Annotated in this window: 12 protein-coding genes; 9 read left to right on the top strand and 3 right to left on the bottom strand. The window is 64.2% G+C overall.

Annotated features, from left to right (window positions below; all coding sequences use genetic code 11):
- Positions 1-23: 23 nt before the first annotated feature.
- Positions 24-1,073: a hypothetical protein gene (locus tag GV044_RS11675; RefSeq protein ID WP_159869736.1), complete on the top strand. Its 1,050-nt coding sequence runs from the start codon at positions 24-26 to the stop codon at positions 1,071-1,073.
- Positions 1,074-1,233: 160 nt separating this feature from the next.
- Here GV044_RS11675 and GV044_RS11670 read toward each other — a convergent pair whose 3' ends face one another.
- The gene (locus tag GV044_RS11670) at positions 1,234-3,669 is read right to left on the bottom strand and encodes a TonB-dependent receptor (RefSeq protein ID WP_159869733.1); all 2,436 of its coding nucleotides are present in this window, start codon (positions 3,667-3,669) and stop codon (positions 1,234-1,236) included.
- Positions 3,670-3,971: 302 nt separating this feature from the next.
- Here GV044_RS11670 and GV044_RS11665 point away from each other — a divergent pair, with 302 nt between their 5' ends.
- From GV044_RS11665 to GV044_RS11635, 7 genes are all read left to right on the top strand, one after another.
- The gene (locus GV044_RS11665; RefSeq protein WP_159869730.1) at positions 3,972-5,336 is read left to right on the top strand and encodes an LLM class flavin-dependent oxidoreductase; all 1,365 of its coding nucleotides are present in this window, start codon (positions 3,972-3,974) and stop codon (positions 5,334-5,336) included.
- A gap of 36 nt (positions 5,337-5,372) precedes the next feature.
- Positions 5,373-6,371, top strand: a complete 999-nt coding sequence (locus tag GV044_RS11660; RefSeq protein ID WP_159869727.1) for a TauD/TfdA family dioxygenase — start codon at positions 5,373-5,375, stop codon at positions 6,369-6,371.
- 331 nt (positions 6,372-6,702) lie between these two features.
- Positions 6,703-7,119 carry a rhodanese-like domain-containing protein gene (locus tag GV044_RS11655; protein WP_159869724.1) on the top strand — a complete coding sequence of 139 codons (417 nt, stop codon included), beginning with the start codon at positions 6,703-6,705 and terminating at the stop codon, positions 7,117-7,119.
- A gap of 135 nt (positions 7,120-7,254) precedes the next feature.
- On the top strand, positions 7,255-7,698 hold the full coding sequence (locus tag GV044_RS11650) for an Rrf2 family transcriptional regulator (RefSeq protein ID WP_159869721.1): 444 nt from the start codon (positions 7,255-7,257) through the stop codon (positions 7,696-7,698).
- Positions 7,699-7,979: 281 nt separating this feature from the next.
- The gene (locus GV044_RS11645; protein ID WP_159869718.1) at positions 7,980-9,056 is read left to right on the top strand and encodes an ABC transporter substrate-binding protein; all 1,077 of its coding nucleotides are present in this window, start codon (positions 7,980-7,982) and stop codon (positions 9,054-9,056) included.
- 55 nt (positions 9,057-9,111) lie between these two features.
- A complete protein-coding gene (locus GV044_RS11640) occupies positions 9,112-10,017 on the top strand; it encodes an ABC transporter permease (RefSeq protein WP_159869715.1) in 906 nt (301 codons plus the stop codon).
- Positions 10,018-10,097: 80 nt separating this feature from the next.
- The gene (locus tag GV044_RS11635) at positions 10,098-10,775 is read left to right on the top strand and encodes an ABC transporter ATP-binding protein (RefSeq protein ID WP_371741594.1); all 678 of its coding nucleotides are present in this window, start codon (positions 10,098-10,100) and stop codon (positions 10,773-10,775) included.
- Between the two features lie 3 nt (positions 10,776-10,778).
- Here GV044_RS11635 and GV044_RS11630 read toward each other — a convergent pair whose 3' ends face one another.
- Positions 10,779-11,483 carry a glutamine amidotransferase gene (locus GV044_RS11630; protein ID WP_159869709.1) on the bottom strand — a complete coding sequence of 235 codons (705 nt, stop codon included), beginning with the start codon at positions 11,481-11,483 and terminating at the stop codon, positions 10,779-10,781.
- A gap of 67 nt (positions 11,484-11,550) precedes the next feature.
- Positions 11,551-12,141 (bottom strand): TetR/AcrR family transcriptional regulator, encoded by a 591-nt coding sequence (locus GV044_RS11625; protein WP_236554886.1) that lies wholly within the window; start codon positions 12,139-12,141, stop codon positions 11,551-11,553.
- Positions 12,142-12,494: 353 nt separating this feature from the next.
- On the opposite strand from GV044_RS11625, the gene epsC reads away from it, so the two are divergent.
- Positions 12,495-13,442, top strand: a complete 948-nt coding sequence (gene epsC, locus GV044_RS11620) for a serine O-acetyltransferase EpsC (RefSeq protein WP_159871402.1) — start codon at positions 12,495-12,497, stop codon at positions 13,440-13,442.
- Positions 13,443-13,466 lie beyond the last annotated feature (24 nt).

Here is a 13,466-nt window from a genome sequence, read left to right as displayed (position 1 = left end):
CGCAGAGACAAGCGGGAGACGACATGGACAAGCTGAAAGTCATTCAGTGGAACACGGGCAAGGTAGGCAAGCTCGCGCTCCGGGCAATCCTCGACGATCCGCGGCTTGAGCTGGTCGGCGTGTTCGCGCACTCGGCCGACAAGGTCGGGGTTGATGCCGGCACTTTGTGCGGGCGCCCGCAGACCGGCGTCCTCGCCACCAGCGACATCGACGCACTGCTCGCGCTCAAGCCCGACAGTGTCGTCTACACGCCCTTCACCGGCGACGTCGATCAGACCGTACGCCTGCTGGAGAGCGGCGCCGATGTCGTCAGCACCAACTTGTTCTTCCACGTCGGCGGCATCCAAGGCGAAGTGCGCGAGCGGCTGGAGGCGGCCTGCCAGCGCGGCAACAGTTCGCTCTACATCAGCGGCATAAATCCGGGGTGGATCAACGCCATCGCCATCGCGCAGACGGCGGTGTGCCGCGATGTCCAGTCGCTGACGCTGATCGAGTCCGCCGACTGCTCGGTCTACGAATCCGTTGAGACCTGGAGCTTCCTGGGCATGGGCGAGCCCGAGGCCACGGACGAAACTCGCCAGGCCGCGCAGACCTGGCTTGTCATGTTCCGCGACGTTGCCGTGCGCATGGGCGAGGCGCTGGGCTATACGTTCGACGATGTCGAGTTCTTCATCGAATACGCCAGCGCCGCCGAGCGCGTCGACCTCGGCTGGTTCGTCATGGAGAAGGGCAGCAACGCGGCGCTGCGTGGCGGCTGGCGCGGCAAGGTCGGCGGCAAGACGGTGATCACCGCCACGGTGGTCTGGTATCTCACCCGCAAGCTCGTCGAGAACTGGGAGATCGACGACGATCAGCACCGCGTCATCATCGAAGGCGAGCCCAACGTCGACACCCGCGTGCGCTACACGCCGCCCAGCCACTGGGGCAATCACGAGTGGGACACCATGACCGCCCTGCCCGCGGTCAACGCGCTGCACCAGATCAAGGCCGCGCGGCCCGGCGTGCTGGGACTGCTCGACGTCGGTCTGCCGCATGCGCCCGCAGCCGAGTGGAGCCGCCTGCGGGGTGGTTGAGCTCATGTAAGCCCGTAGGGCGGCTGGAAGACTTCAAAAGCTCAGCTCTGGCAGTGGTGGCTAAAGCCGTGGTGATGGGGAAAGCCGCCCTACCAAGGGGCGCGGCCTCCTCCACTTCGCATATGTTGAGCTTGTCGCCAGCTGCCACCACGGCTTGCCCTCAGTCGATCTTGAAGGAGGCGCGCACCCCAAAGGTGCGCGGGTCACCCAGCAGCCAAGTCGGCACCGTATTGGTCGTCCCCAGGGTCTTGTTTTGGGTGTACTTCTTGTCGAGCAGGTTCTTCACCCACAGCGAAATCGTGAACCGTCCGTCAATCTGCTTCACACCGATGCTGGCGTTTGTCAGGCCATAGCTCTTCTGCCCCAGCCAGATCTCAGATCCCGCATCGCTGAAGCGGGTCTTGCCCGTCAGCGCCTCGTTGACGAAGCCGAACAGCGCCACGTCCTGGCCCTGGATCGTTCCGATCGGCCGCTCAAAGTTAACGCCGAAGTTCAACGTCCATGGCGGCACATTGGGGATCTTGCGACCGGACAGGTCGATCGTCTTGGGACCGCCGGCGTACTGGTAATCGACCGGCGCGCCCGAGTTAACATAGTCGAGGTACTTGGCGTCCAACACCGCGGCGGCGGTGTGGAACTGCACTCCGTCGGTCACCTGCCAGTTGCCCTCGAACTCGATGCCGCGCAGCCGCACCTTGGCGATGTTGCCGAGGTACAGCTTGGGGATGTTCGTTCCGGTGGCGTCGAAGAACGATGACGTGTCGGTGATCGAACCCTGGTAGTTCTTGATCGTGTTTTGATAGGCATTGACGTTCAGGGTCACGCGGTTCCCGAACCAACCCGACTTGAACCCCGCTTCGAAGTCCAGCGAGGTCTCCGGTTCGGTGATCACCGGCGTGGCGCCCACAACCGTGGAACCGGAGTAGACGGGCACCGCGACCGTATTCACCGCGCCCGACTTCACGCCGCGCGCGACCGAGCCGTAGAGCAGCAGGTCCGGCGTGATCTTGAGACTGGGGTTCACCAGCCAAGACCATGAGTTGTTGCTCTGCTTGTCGGCCAGGCTGAAGTAGCCACCGAACAGGCTGCGCAAGAGATTGGTCTGCTGCGTTGTCTCTGCCGCTGTCAGCCCCTGCGCGCCGTTAAACGAGAAGCCGGTGTTCGATCCCTTGCGCGTCTCGTGGGTAAACCGCACGCCGGCCGTCAGGTCGAACCAGGGTGCGATATGCACCGTGCCTTGCCCGAATGCGGCGATGCTCTTGGTGCTCGCCAGGCCCTGCTGATCGTACTCCAGGCCGTCCAGCACGTTCGGGTTGATCGTGATCGGCACGCGCGCGGTGAACGCGGCCGGCAGCGTGGTCCCGTAGAAGCCCGCTGCGTCCTTGCCGAAGATGATCCGGTCATTCGAATTGCGCTTGTCCTTCAACGCATAAGCGCCGACTTGCCAATCAAAGAGATCGCCCGGCTTGGAGGCCAGGCGGATCTCCTGAGACCAGAACTTGTTGTCGTTGTCGTAGCCCAGGCTGTACAGATAGAGGCCGTAGCTGCCCTGGCTGTTGCGGGGATAGAGCCGGAAGCTGCGGAACGCCGTTACCGATGTAAGGTCCACGCCGCCCAGGTCGATGTTCAGCTCGTTCGACACACCGGTGGTATAGGACGACAGCCGCGAGGGATTGGTGCTGTCTCCGGTGTACGGATCGGTGTCGAGGTTGGTCAGTCCATAGAGCTGCGCCAGCTTCGTCGCATACGTGCGATAGGGCGCGCCGTTGTTGTACCGGGTGAGTGGCGATGCGACGATGCCGCCGTAGTTGTTGAACTCACGCGTCTCGGTGTGATCGACGATTAGGCGGCTCGAGATCGCATCGGTGGGTGTCCACAGCAGCTGCCCGCGCACACCCCAGCGGTTGACGTCCTGGAAGTCGACCGTGCTGCGCCGATCGTCGTTGATCAGCGGCGAGTTGTTGGGGAAAAAGCCGTCCTGCTTGTCGCGCAGGAAGCTGACGCGATAGGCCAGCTTGTCGGGGATCAGCGCGCCGGTGCTGTAGCCGCGCACTTGCAGACTGTTATGGTTGCCCGCGCTCACCTCCAGCTCGCTGGAAGCATCGAAGCTGGGCGCCGCATTGCGCACGATTACCGCGCCCACGGTGGTGTTCTTGCCCAGCAGCGTGCCTTGTGGACCGCGCGCCACTTCCAGGCCGGCGACATCGTAGAGCGGCCCCCAGGCAAAGCCGACGTAGGTGTAGAAGACGTTGTCGACGATCAGGCCCACGCCTGACTCCGAACCGTCACTGCCGCCGTTGATCCCGCCCACGCCGCGGATCGACAGCGCCGAGGTGCGCGGGTTCGAGGTGTAGGGATTAAAGTTCGGGATCTTCTGCGCGAAGTCCTGCAAACGGTCGAGCTTCTCGGTACGGACGGTATCTCCCGACAGCGCGCTGATCGATAGCGGCACGTCCTGCAGCTTCTCGTCCCGGTGGCGCGCGGTGACGACAATTGCCTCGCCGGCGTCGTCGTCTGCTGCTGCCGCAAGCGCGACGCTCGCTTCGGCCTCGGCATGCGCCGGCGTCGAAAGGCTCAGCACCGAAGCCAAGCTCATCCCGCTCAGGATGCCGCGTGCCGCAACACTGGCACGAAGCTCCGTGCGAAGCCGAGAAACTGTAATCATCGACAATACCCCCTCGTTTGGTCGAGCGAGGCAATATCCATTCCTACTTACATGGTGTAGATTAGTTCTCCTTTGAGCTAAGTTAGATTTTCTAAGTAAGGCCCTCGGGCGTACAATCTGCAAGAAATCCGCGCCCACTAACCCAATCCCACGAAGCGACAAGCAATCTTGACTCACCCGATATGATATGAAACTTTAGATCGACAGAGTGTCTCCTGGAGGGTGTTGATCCGATGAGCCAATCCCGCAAGCTGCGCCTCGGCGCGTTCCTGATGGCGAGCGGTCATCATGCCGCCGCCTGGCGCCATCCCGCGTCGCAAGCCGACGCCGGGCTCAACATCGCGCACTACCGCGAGCTGGCGCAGACGGCCGAGCGCGGGAAGTTCGACATGGTGTTCGTTGCCGACAGCCCGGGCGCCGGCTTGAAGGCAGAGCCCGAAGCGCTGTCACGCAGCTCGCAGGGCGCCAAGTTCGAGCCGGTGACGCTCTGGGCCGCACTCAGCCAAGTGACGAGCCACGTCGGCTTCGTCGCAACGGCATCGACGACGTACGAGGATCCCTACACGCTTGCGCGCAAATTCGCCTCGCTGGACTGGATCTCGGGTGGGCGCGCGGCGTGGAACGTGGTCACCACGGGCGCCGACGTCGCCGCCAACTTCGGGCTCGACCGCCATCCCGATCACGCCTTGCGATACGAGCGCGCAGAGGAGTTCCTGGCGGTCACCAAGGCACTCTGGGACACGTACGAGGACGATGCCTTCGTACGCGACAAGGAAAGCGGGATCTACGTCGATCCCGACAAGGTGCACTCCGTCGAATTTGCAGGCGCGCACTTCAACGTGCGCGGGCTGCTCAACGTCGGGCGGCCGCCGCAAGGCTATCCGGTCATCGTACAGGCCGGCGCCTCGGAAGCCGGGCGCGACCTCGCCGCGCGAACGTCCGAAGTGATCTTCACGGCCAACCTCACACTGGAGGATGCGCAGGAATTCTACGCGGACGTGAAGAGCCGCCTGCCCCGCTTCGGCCGCGCACCCGAGCAGTTGCTGATCATGCCCGGCATCTTCCCGGTGCTCGGCGGAACAGAGGCCGAAGCCCAGGCCAACTATGAAGAGATTCAGTCGCTGGTCCATCCCGACACGGCCTGGAACATCCTGACGCGCCATTACCAAGGCGCCGATCTCAGCGCCTATTCGCTCGACGACCGGGCACCACCGCTGCCGGTCGAGACGAACGGTAACAAGAGCCGGCTGAAGCTCGTCACGGATTACGTCGAGCGCGAACAGCCGACCTTGCGCGAACTTTACCGGACGCTGGCAACGGCACGCGGCCATCGCGTTTTCGTGGGCACGCCCGAGCAGACCGCCGACGCGATCCAGCTGTGGTTCGAGCAAGGCGCGGCGGACGGCTTTAACATCATGCCGCCGATCCTGCCGACCGGCCTCACCGACTTCATCGACCAGGTCGTGCCGATCCTGCAGCGCCGCGGCCTGTTCCGCACCGAGTACGAGGGCACCACGCTACGAGAGAACCTCGGTCTGGAGCGCCCCGCCAACAGCTACGCGCTTGTCGCCGACGCTGCGCGTGAAGACGCGGCTTGATGATTCCCAACCCGATTTGATGAAGAGGAGCAGACCATGACCACAGACGTGCTCGAACGGCAGAAGACCTCGGCGAACTCCGTCGACAATCTCAAGTTCACTCAAGTCACTCCGGTGATCGGTGCCGAAGTCAGCGGGATCGACTTGCGCGAAGAACTCGATGGCGAAACGGTCGCCAAGTTGCGCCGCAAGCTGCTGCGCTACAAGGTCCTGTTCTTCCGCGACCAGCCCATCAATGACGAGCAGCACATCCGCTTTTCCAGCTACTTCGGGGGAGTCACCCCGGCGCACCCGATCACCAACGGCCGCGTCGGCGGACCGGTGCAGGTCATGGAAAACGTGAAGTCGGTCCAGCGCGATCGGCCCAGCGTGTTCGACGATGTGCAGAAGAAGCACCTGCGGGCCTTCGGCCGCCCACGCGAGGGGCGCGGCTGGCACACCGACATCACGTTCGTCGCCAACCCCAGCGACATCACCTTCCTGCGCATCCTGGAAGGCCCGGTAGCGGGTGGTGACACGCTGTTCGTGAACCTGGAGGCGCTGTACAACAGCCTCTCGCCAGCGTTCCGCGACGTGATCGAGAACCTCAAGGCGGTCCACGGTCGCGACGACGCCTTCCGCGGCTATCCGCCGCCGCCGCGCGACGATGGCCGCCCGACCGGCGCTTACCTTTCGCGCCATCCGCTCGTGCGGGTGCATCCGGAGACGGGCCACAAGTCGCTGTTCCTGAGCCCCGGCTTCATCAAGTACATCGACGGCTTCAACGAAGGCGAGAGCGAGGCGCTGCTCACCTATCTGCGCAACGAGCTGGCCGGTCACGCACAGATCCAGGCGCGCTTCAACTGGAGCCCCAACTCGATCGTCGTCTGGGACAACCGCGCCACCAGCCACTGGGGTCCGGTCGACTGGGAGCACTTCGAGGAAGAGCGCATCGTGCGCAGGACCACCGTGGGCACCAGCACTCCGGTCGGTCCGGATGGCTACGTCTCCGAGCAGATCTCGGGCGATTTGTTCTACACGCTCGACGACCAGTAATCTGCCCCGCCCCCCCTGCGACCGGCGTGATGGTCGCAGGGGGACTTCGCGCTAAGCCCGGCGCAACGTGCCGGTGCGTGCGCTTCATGCGACGGACAAAGCATAACTTCGCCATGCGACACCCGAACTAGGCTGGCATTTGTCTACCATTATGGTAGAACAACTCTGCTACGGAACGAGATGTGCCTCGAACCAAGGCTCGGATGCAACGCACGAACTCAGGCGACAACGTCAGGTCTCGTGACTCCTGAACCCGGGAGACGAACAATGGCGAATGCAAGCAAGCTCGAATTGCGAGACCCGTCCCCCTGTCATGCACGGGAGGGTCACGATGCCTGACTACCATGACCTTCACGAACTTGCCGATCGCGCGCGCCAGCAGATCCGCGAGATCTCGCCCGCCGAAGCTCGCGCGAAAGTGGCACAAGGCGCGCTGCTGATCGACGTGCGCGACGAGGATGAACTGTTGCGCAACCCTCCATTGGGTGGCGCTCTGCACCTCAGCCGGGGCCGGCTCGAGTACCTGATCACCGACGCCGTAGAGGGCAAGCACGATCCGCTGGTCATCTATTGCGCCGGAGGCAACCGCGGGGCGCTCGCGACATGGAGCCTCCAGAGCCTTGGCTACACGCAGGTGTTCAACGTGCGTGGCGGTCTGCATGCCTGGCGTGACGACAGCGGACAGGCGTGGTTTCCAGCGATCTGGGAACGCGGAAGCGCCTTTTCTGCGAGCTTCGGCCTGACCTGAAGGCGACACACCGGCGCGCCTGTCAGGCCCGCGCCTGCGGGTTGCGAGAGGTCGGCGGTTGACATATATCCGCCGCGATCCGGTCGTCGGCGCGCCAGCGGTTGTGCGCAAGACCTTGCAAGGTGTCCACTCCGCATGCTTTCCCAACGCGGCCGGTATGCGCTGAAGGCTCTTCTGAACATCGCGAGGGCCAAGGGAGCGACACGGCAGGTATCCCTCATCTCCGAGCAGGAGAAGATCCCGCGCAAATTCCTGGAGTCGATCATGTCCGATCTTCGCCGGGTGGGCCTGGTGAAGAGCACGCGCGGCAACATGGGCGGCTACCAGCTCGCACGACCGGCCGACCTCATCACCTTCGGCGAAGTCGTGCGGATTACCGACGGACCGCTGGCCATGCTGCCCTGCGTCAGCCGCAACTTCTACCAGCGCTGCGAGGACTGCCAGGACGAGCACTTATGTCAGCTGCGCGCGCTCTTCGCCGAAGTGCGCGACGCGACCACCAGCATCCTCGATAATCGCACGCTAGCCGACGCCCTGCGCGAGGAAGCGGCCGGCGGAATGGCGCAAGCCGAGGTCTGATCCTCTCCAGGCATAGATGTTTGCTGCGCTGGTAGCGCATGCGACGCCTGGTTCGCCCGATCGACATACCAAGCCGCTCGGCGCACGGCGCCTGAGCGCGCCACTCCTAGCATCACTCTATGCTTTAGTTTCCCCGCCGGGCACGCCGAACGTTAGCCGCCACATAGCTGCTCCGGCACGGCGTCGATGTGTCGCGCCTAAGCCAACCATCCCACTGCAGACAGCACTTGACGCGCCAAATCATATCTGGCCAGTATGGTTGAAAGCTGCAGGAGTCTTAAGTGCCGCATCGAGCGATCCGTGGACGTGACGTTGGGACGATCATCTCGATCGTCTTGGTTTTGCTCGCGTTCATCCCGTTGCTCGCGCATCTGTTCCGCGGCGATGCTGCACAGGCTGCTGGCCTTTCGCTCGATGCCCCGATTCCGGAGCGCGTGCCCGCCGGAACCACTCTGGTCGTCGGAGATCCGCTGACACAGAAGGTGCTGGAGCGGAACGGATGGCTGAAAGACCTGCCGTTCAAGGTGCAATTCGCACAGATCACCGGCGGGCCGGGCGTGACCGAGGCGTTCCAGGCCAAGGCGCTCGATGTGGGATCGGCGGCCAACATCCCGCCGATTCATGGCGTGTGGGTCGGCATTCCGGTCAAGATCGTCGCCTGGAGGTTCCGCACCGAGCCCTGGCGCTATCCGCTCTACGCAATCGGCACGGCGCCGGGCAGCTCGGTCGCCGACGTGGCCGACCTTAGAGGCAAGCGCATCGCCTATAGCCCGGGCCAGGCGCAAGGCTTTGTCGTCCTGAGCACGTTGGCCAAGGCCGGCATCCGACAGGAGGAGGTGACCCTAGTCGACCTTCCCGCCGCGACCGACACCTACCTCAGCGCGCTCGCGGCCAAGCAGGTCGACGCGGCACCGATCGGGGCCGGCCTGCAAGCGCGCCGCTACCTGGCCAAATATGGTGCGGAAGGCGCCAAAGTGATCGGCCATGGTAGCTTCCGCGACGATCCAGGCGTGCTCTACGTCCGCACCGAGACCCTGCGCGATCCGGCGAAGGCCGCTGCGATCCGGGCCTACGTGAAGCTCTGGGCCCGCGCGCAAGTCTGGATCGACACGCACCCGGAAGAATGGGCGGACCTCTATTACGTCCAGGATCAGGGCTTGAGCCCGGCCGACGCCGCCCTCGTGATCCGCGAGAGTGGGCAGTCCGACATCCCCCGCAGCTGGAACGAGGCCATCACGGTCGAACAGCAGACGATCGACTTCATGGCACGCGAGATGGACAAGAAGCCCTTCCCCGCTGCCGAAATCTTCGACCGCCGCTTCCAGAGCATCGCCGCCGATGCGATCGGCCGTTCGTAGCCGCACACCGCTTCCCTCCGCCGCAACCTCGTAGGCTGAGCAAGGATCACCCCCCATGGCATCCACGGCAGAACTCCTCCACCCGCCCTTCCCGAAGCATGCCGGACCGCCGCCGGGGCTCGGATATCACCGACCGCGTCCGGTGCTGGAAGGCGTGCCGTCCGTGCCGCAGCTGGAGCGCGGCAAGTACCGGCTCGGCTTGCCCAAAGCATGGGGCTATGGTTGGCTGCTCGGGCCGGCGCTTCTGCTGACCTACTGGGCGATTGGCTCCATCAGCGGGTTCATAGACAGCCGCATCCTGCCCGCGCCCTGGGTGGCGCTGACCACTGGCATCGAGTTGCTGCAGGACGGGCACCTCCACCACAACGTGATCATCTCCACGCTGCGCGCCCTTGAAGGACTGTTCTTCGGTGCGACCCTGGGCGTCGCGGTCGCTTTCCTCTCGGGGCTCAGCCTGGTCGGAGGCTACTTGTTCGACAGTGTCATTCAGCTCAAGCGAGCGATCCCGACGCTGGCTCTCATCCCCTTCTTCATCCTGTGGTTCGGCGTGGGCGAGACCATGAAGGTGACGATGATCAGCGTTTTCGTGTTCCTGCCGATCTACGTCCACACCCACAATGCCTTGCGCGGCATCGACTTGCGCTTCGTCGAACTCGCCGAGACGATGCGGATCAGCTACCTGGAATATCTGCGCCACGTCGTGCTGCCCGGCGCGCTGCCCGGGATCATGCTGGGCCTGCGCTTCGGCGTCATGGCCGCCTGGGTCAGCCTGGTCGTGGTGGAGCAGATCAACACCACCAGCGGCATCGGCTACATGATCAACCTGGCCCGCAACTACGCGCAGTCGGACGTCATGCTGGTCGGCCTGATACTCTATGCCGTGCTGGGCCTCGTGTCGGACTGCGCCGTACGCCTAGTCGAGAAGAAGGTCCTGTCCTGGCGTCGGACGCTCGGCCAGTGAGCGATCAGGCAACCACCGGCCCGATCGTGCGGGTCCGCAACCTGATCCGGCGCTTCACGGTCAAAGGTGTGCTCAACGGCTTGGACCTCGACATTGCGCCGGGTGAGTTCATCGCACTTTTGGGACGCAGCGGATCGGGCAAAAGCACGCTGCTGCGCGCCATCGCCGATCTCGATCACGAGGCGAGCGGCAGTGGCGAGCTTTACGTGCCCGAGAAAATATCCGTCGTCTTCCAGGACTCGCGGCTGCTCCCCTGGCGGCAGCTGATCGACAACGTCATTCTTGGGCTGAGAGGATCGGACGCACGTCAGCGGGGTTTGGATGCTCTGGCGGAAGTCGGCCTTGCCGGCCGCGAGAACGCGTGGCCGCATGAGCTGTCGGGCGGCGAGCAACAACGGGTCGCGCTCGCCCGCTCGCTGGGGCGCGAGCCCGAACTGCTGCTGGCGGACGAGCCATTCGGCGCACTCGACGCGCTGACCCGGATCAAAATGCATGTACTGGTGAAACGGCTGGTCAGCATCCACAACCCGGCGGTGCTGCTCGTCACCCATGATGTCGATGAGGCAATTGCCCTGGCAGACCGGATCATCGTCCTCGATGGAGGCGTCATCGTCGCCGACCTGCCCAACGCAACGCGAGACACCGATGCCGATCAGTTGGAACACGCCGCAGCCATCCGCCGCGTTCTTCTGGGCCACCTGGGCGTCGGCAACGACGGCCGGGCGCTGGCGCCGGAGCTAGCGCGTGCAAGCAGCTAAAGGTCAGTCCAGCCCTTCAAGCCACTCCGCGATCATCGCCTGGCCTGCAGCCACGGCCGCGGGGCCGAGGCGGTCGTGCGCCGCACGCATGCTGGCTTCATCCTGGCCCGCTTCGACGATGCACCCGGGCCATTGCTCGATCCAGTCGTTGAAGCGCGGGTCGAGGCCCATCTCGGCGTGAAACTGCAGCGCCAGGATGTTCGATCCGCGGCGAAAGGCCTGATGTTCGTAGACGTGGCTGGAAGCGAGCAATTCCACGCCTTCGGGAAGCGTGAAGGTGTCCCCGTGCCAGTGGAGCACCGGCACATCGACCACGTGCCGAAGCGGGCTGGTCAAGGCATGATCATGCACCCGAACCGGATGGAAGCCGACTTCCTTCGCAGGACCGGGATAGACCGTCGCGCCCATCGCCGCCGCAATCATCTGCGCACCGAGACACACGCCCAGCGTGGGCCGGTCAGCCTCAAGGCGCTGGGCGAGCCGTTCGATCTGGATCGCAATCCAGGGATGGGCCTCGGTCTCGTACACCCCCATCGGTCCGCCCATCATGATGAGCAGGTCATGCTGTGTCAGGTCGAGGGTCGCGAACACCGGATCGCTCACGTCGATGCGATCGACATGGTAGCCCGCCGCCTCGATCGGCTCGCGGTAGGCGGCGACGCCTTCGTACGGCACGTGCCGGATGATGAGCGCAGTCTTCTGGATCATCACGCCTTCTTATCAAGCTGACCTGGAGCGTCCAGCATCCCGGAAGCTTTCAGCGGCATTCAACGCGTCAGCGACTGACGCCGAGACCATTGACGAAAAAGTCGGCGAGCGCCGCCGACATCGCGGCCTCGTCACCATCGTTCGACGGGAACAGCCAGTCGCGGAACAGCACCACCGCCAGCACCGCCGCGAACGACACGCGCACGATCGTATCGGACCGCTGCTTCGACAAGTCGCGCGTGTTGTGCGCCAGGTGCGCCGACCCGAGATCGAAGTACGTGCGCAGGCCGCCGACCCCTGCAACGCCCTCGACCTGCCCGCCATCGACGAGCTGCGCCGCAAGCAACGGCACAAGCATCTCGCGGTTTGCCTCGATGAAAGCCATCAAGTCCGCAATGTAGGCCTGCGTGTCGGGCAACGAGTTGTGCTTGCCCGGCTCGATCAGCCGAAAGCGCGCATCGTTGAACACGGCGAATGCATCGTCGAGCGGCTCGAAAACGGCCGCGCGAAACAACGCGGCCTTGGACTGGAACATCCGGAACAGCTGCGTTTCGGTGACACCGGCACCGCGAGCGATCGCGGCCGTAGTCGCGCCCGAATAGCCGGCGTATTGGAACTCGGCGCGGGCCGACGCCAGGATCAGCTCGCGAAGCTCCATGCTGCTACGCCGGGCTCTGCGGTTCGGCTTGGCGACAGGTTGAGGACTCGCCTCAGGGTCGGGCATGTTCGAACGATCCTGGCTCACCGGATGATCCTTAGGCACGCCAGCGTGTTGCAGCAACTCCGGTGGCGATGGCGCCCTTGACGGCTATTGTCTATCAACTTAGTGGGGTATTTAGATGCAAGGGGTCGTCCGGCTCTCAGGGGGCAACACATGGCCGGCAGCCGGTAACCTTTCGACCTCAACGACATTACTCTGGAACAGCAACTCGGACGTCGTCCATGGCCGAGTTTACGAGGATCAGCCGAATGGAAAGTGAGCCCGATCAACAGAGCCCGCCGCTCTCCATTATGTTGACGCCGGAAGCCGATGGCGACCTCTGGAACGTCCAGGGCATCGTTGGGCAGTTGGCGCAGATCCGGCACGAATGGCGCACGATCAATGCGCAACATGCCGAGTACGGCGTCGAGAGCTTTCCCTCGCGCGTGCGCCTGGCGAAAGTGGTGGAAGAGCTGTGCGGCGCGCTGTTTCCGCTCAGGCTCGGCCCCGACTTCGTGCGCCTGCACAACGAGGACAAGTTCGTCACCCAGACGCTGCAAATCGCCTTCAGCCGGCTGCAGGCGCAAGTACGCCTGGAACTGACGTACTCCAGCCCCGACGACGAGCGCGACAGCATCGACGATCGTGCGACGCAGATCGTCCTCGCGCTCGGTCGCCGTCTGCCCGAGATCCGGCGTCTGCTCGACATCGATATCGAAGCAGCGTTCCGCGGCGATCCTTCTGCGCGCAGCCTGGACGAGGTGCTGATCTGCTTTCCAGGCCTCTTGGCAATTATCCACCATCGATTGGCGCACGAGCTGCACCTGCTCGGCGCACCACTGGTGGCGCGTATCATCTCCGAGATCTCGCACGGGCAGACCGGCATCGACATCCACCCCGGTGCGCAGATCGGCGAGGGATTCTTTATCGACCACGGTACCGGCGTGGTGATCGGTGAGACCGCGATCCTGGGCGACAACGTGCGCATCTACCAGGGCGTCACCCTGGGAGCGAAGAACTTCCCGCTCGGACCCACGGGCGCGCTGATCAAGTCGCTGCCGCGCCATCCGGTGATCGAGAACAACGTGGTCATCTACGCCGGTGCAACCATCCTGGGCCGGGTCACCATCGGGACCGGATCAGAGATCGGCGGGAACGTGTGGCTGACGCATGACGTCCCGCCGTACAGCCGCGTCTTCCAGGCACGCGAGCAGAACCTCGTCATCCAACCCAGCGCCCCGGACGATGCCTCCGCCTGACGGCAGGTGGAGGCATTCACGACT

It is taken from the genome of Novosphingobium sp. 9U, assembly GCF_902506425.1.
Classification (GTDB): domain Bacteria; phylum Pseudomonadota; class Alphaproteobacteria; order Sphingomonadales; family Sphingomonadaceae; genus Novosphingobium.
Note: the sequence above shows the minus strand (reverse complement) of the source record. Positions and strands in the feature narration are given on the sequence as shown.

Coding starts and splice junctions, on each gene's coding strand:
- GV044_RS11630 (WP_159869709.1), bottom strand. CDS start 11,483: ATGATCCAGAAGACTGCGCTCATCATCCGGCACGTGCCGTACGAAGGC.
- GV044_RS11655 (WP_159869724.1), top strand. CDS start 6,703: ATGCCTGACTACCATGACCTTCACGAACTTGCCGATCGCGCGCGCCAG.
- GV044_RS11625 (WP_236554886.1), bottom strand. CDS start 12,141: ATGGAGCTTCGCGAGCTGATCCTGGCGTCGGCCCGCGCCGAGTTCCAA.
- GV044_RS11640 (WP_159869715.1), top strand. CDS start 9,112: ATGGCATCCACGGCAGAACTCCTCCACCCGCCCTTCCCGAAGCATGCC.
- epsC (WP_159871402.1), top strand. CDS start 12,495: ATGTTGACGCCGGAAGCCGATGGCGACCTCTGGAACGTCCAGGGCATC.
- GV044_RS11670 (WP_159869733.1), bottom strand. CDS start 3,669: ATGAGCTTGGCTTCGGTGCTGAGCCTTTCGACGCCGGCGCATGCCGAG.
- GV044_RS11660 (WP_159869727.1), top strand. CDS start 5,373: ATGACCACAGACGTGCTCGAACGGCAGAAGACCTCGGCGAACTCCGTC.
- GV044_RS11665 (WP_159869730.1), top strand. CDS start 3,972: ATGAGCCAATCCCGCAAGCTGCGCCTCGGCGCGTTCCTGATGGCGAGC.
- GV044_RS11650 (WP_159869721.1), top strand. CDS start 7,255: ATGCTTTCCCAACGCGGCCGGTATGCGCTGAAGGCTCTTCTGAACATC.
- GV044_RS11675 (WP_159869736.1), top strand. CDS start 24: ATGGACAAGCTGAAAGTCATTCAGTGGAACACGGGCAAGGTAGGCAAG.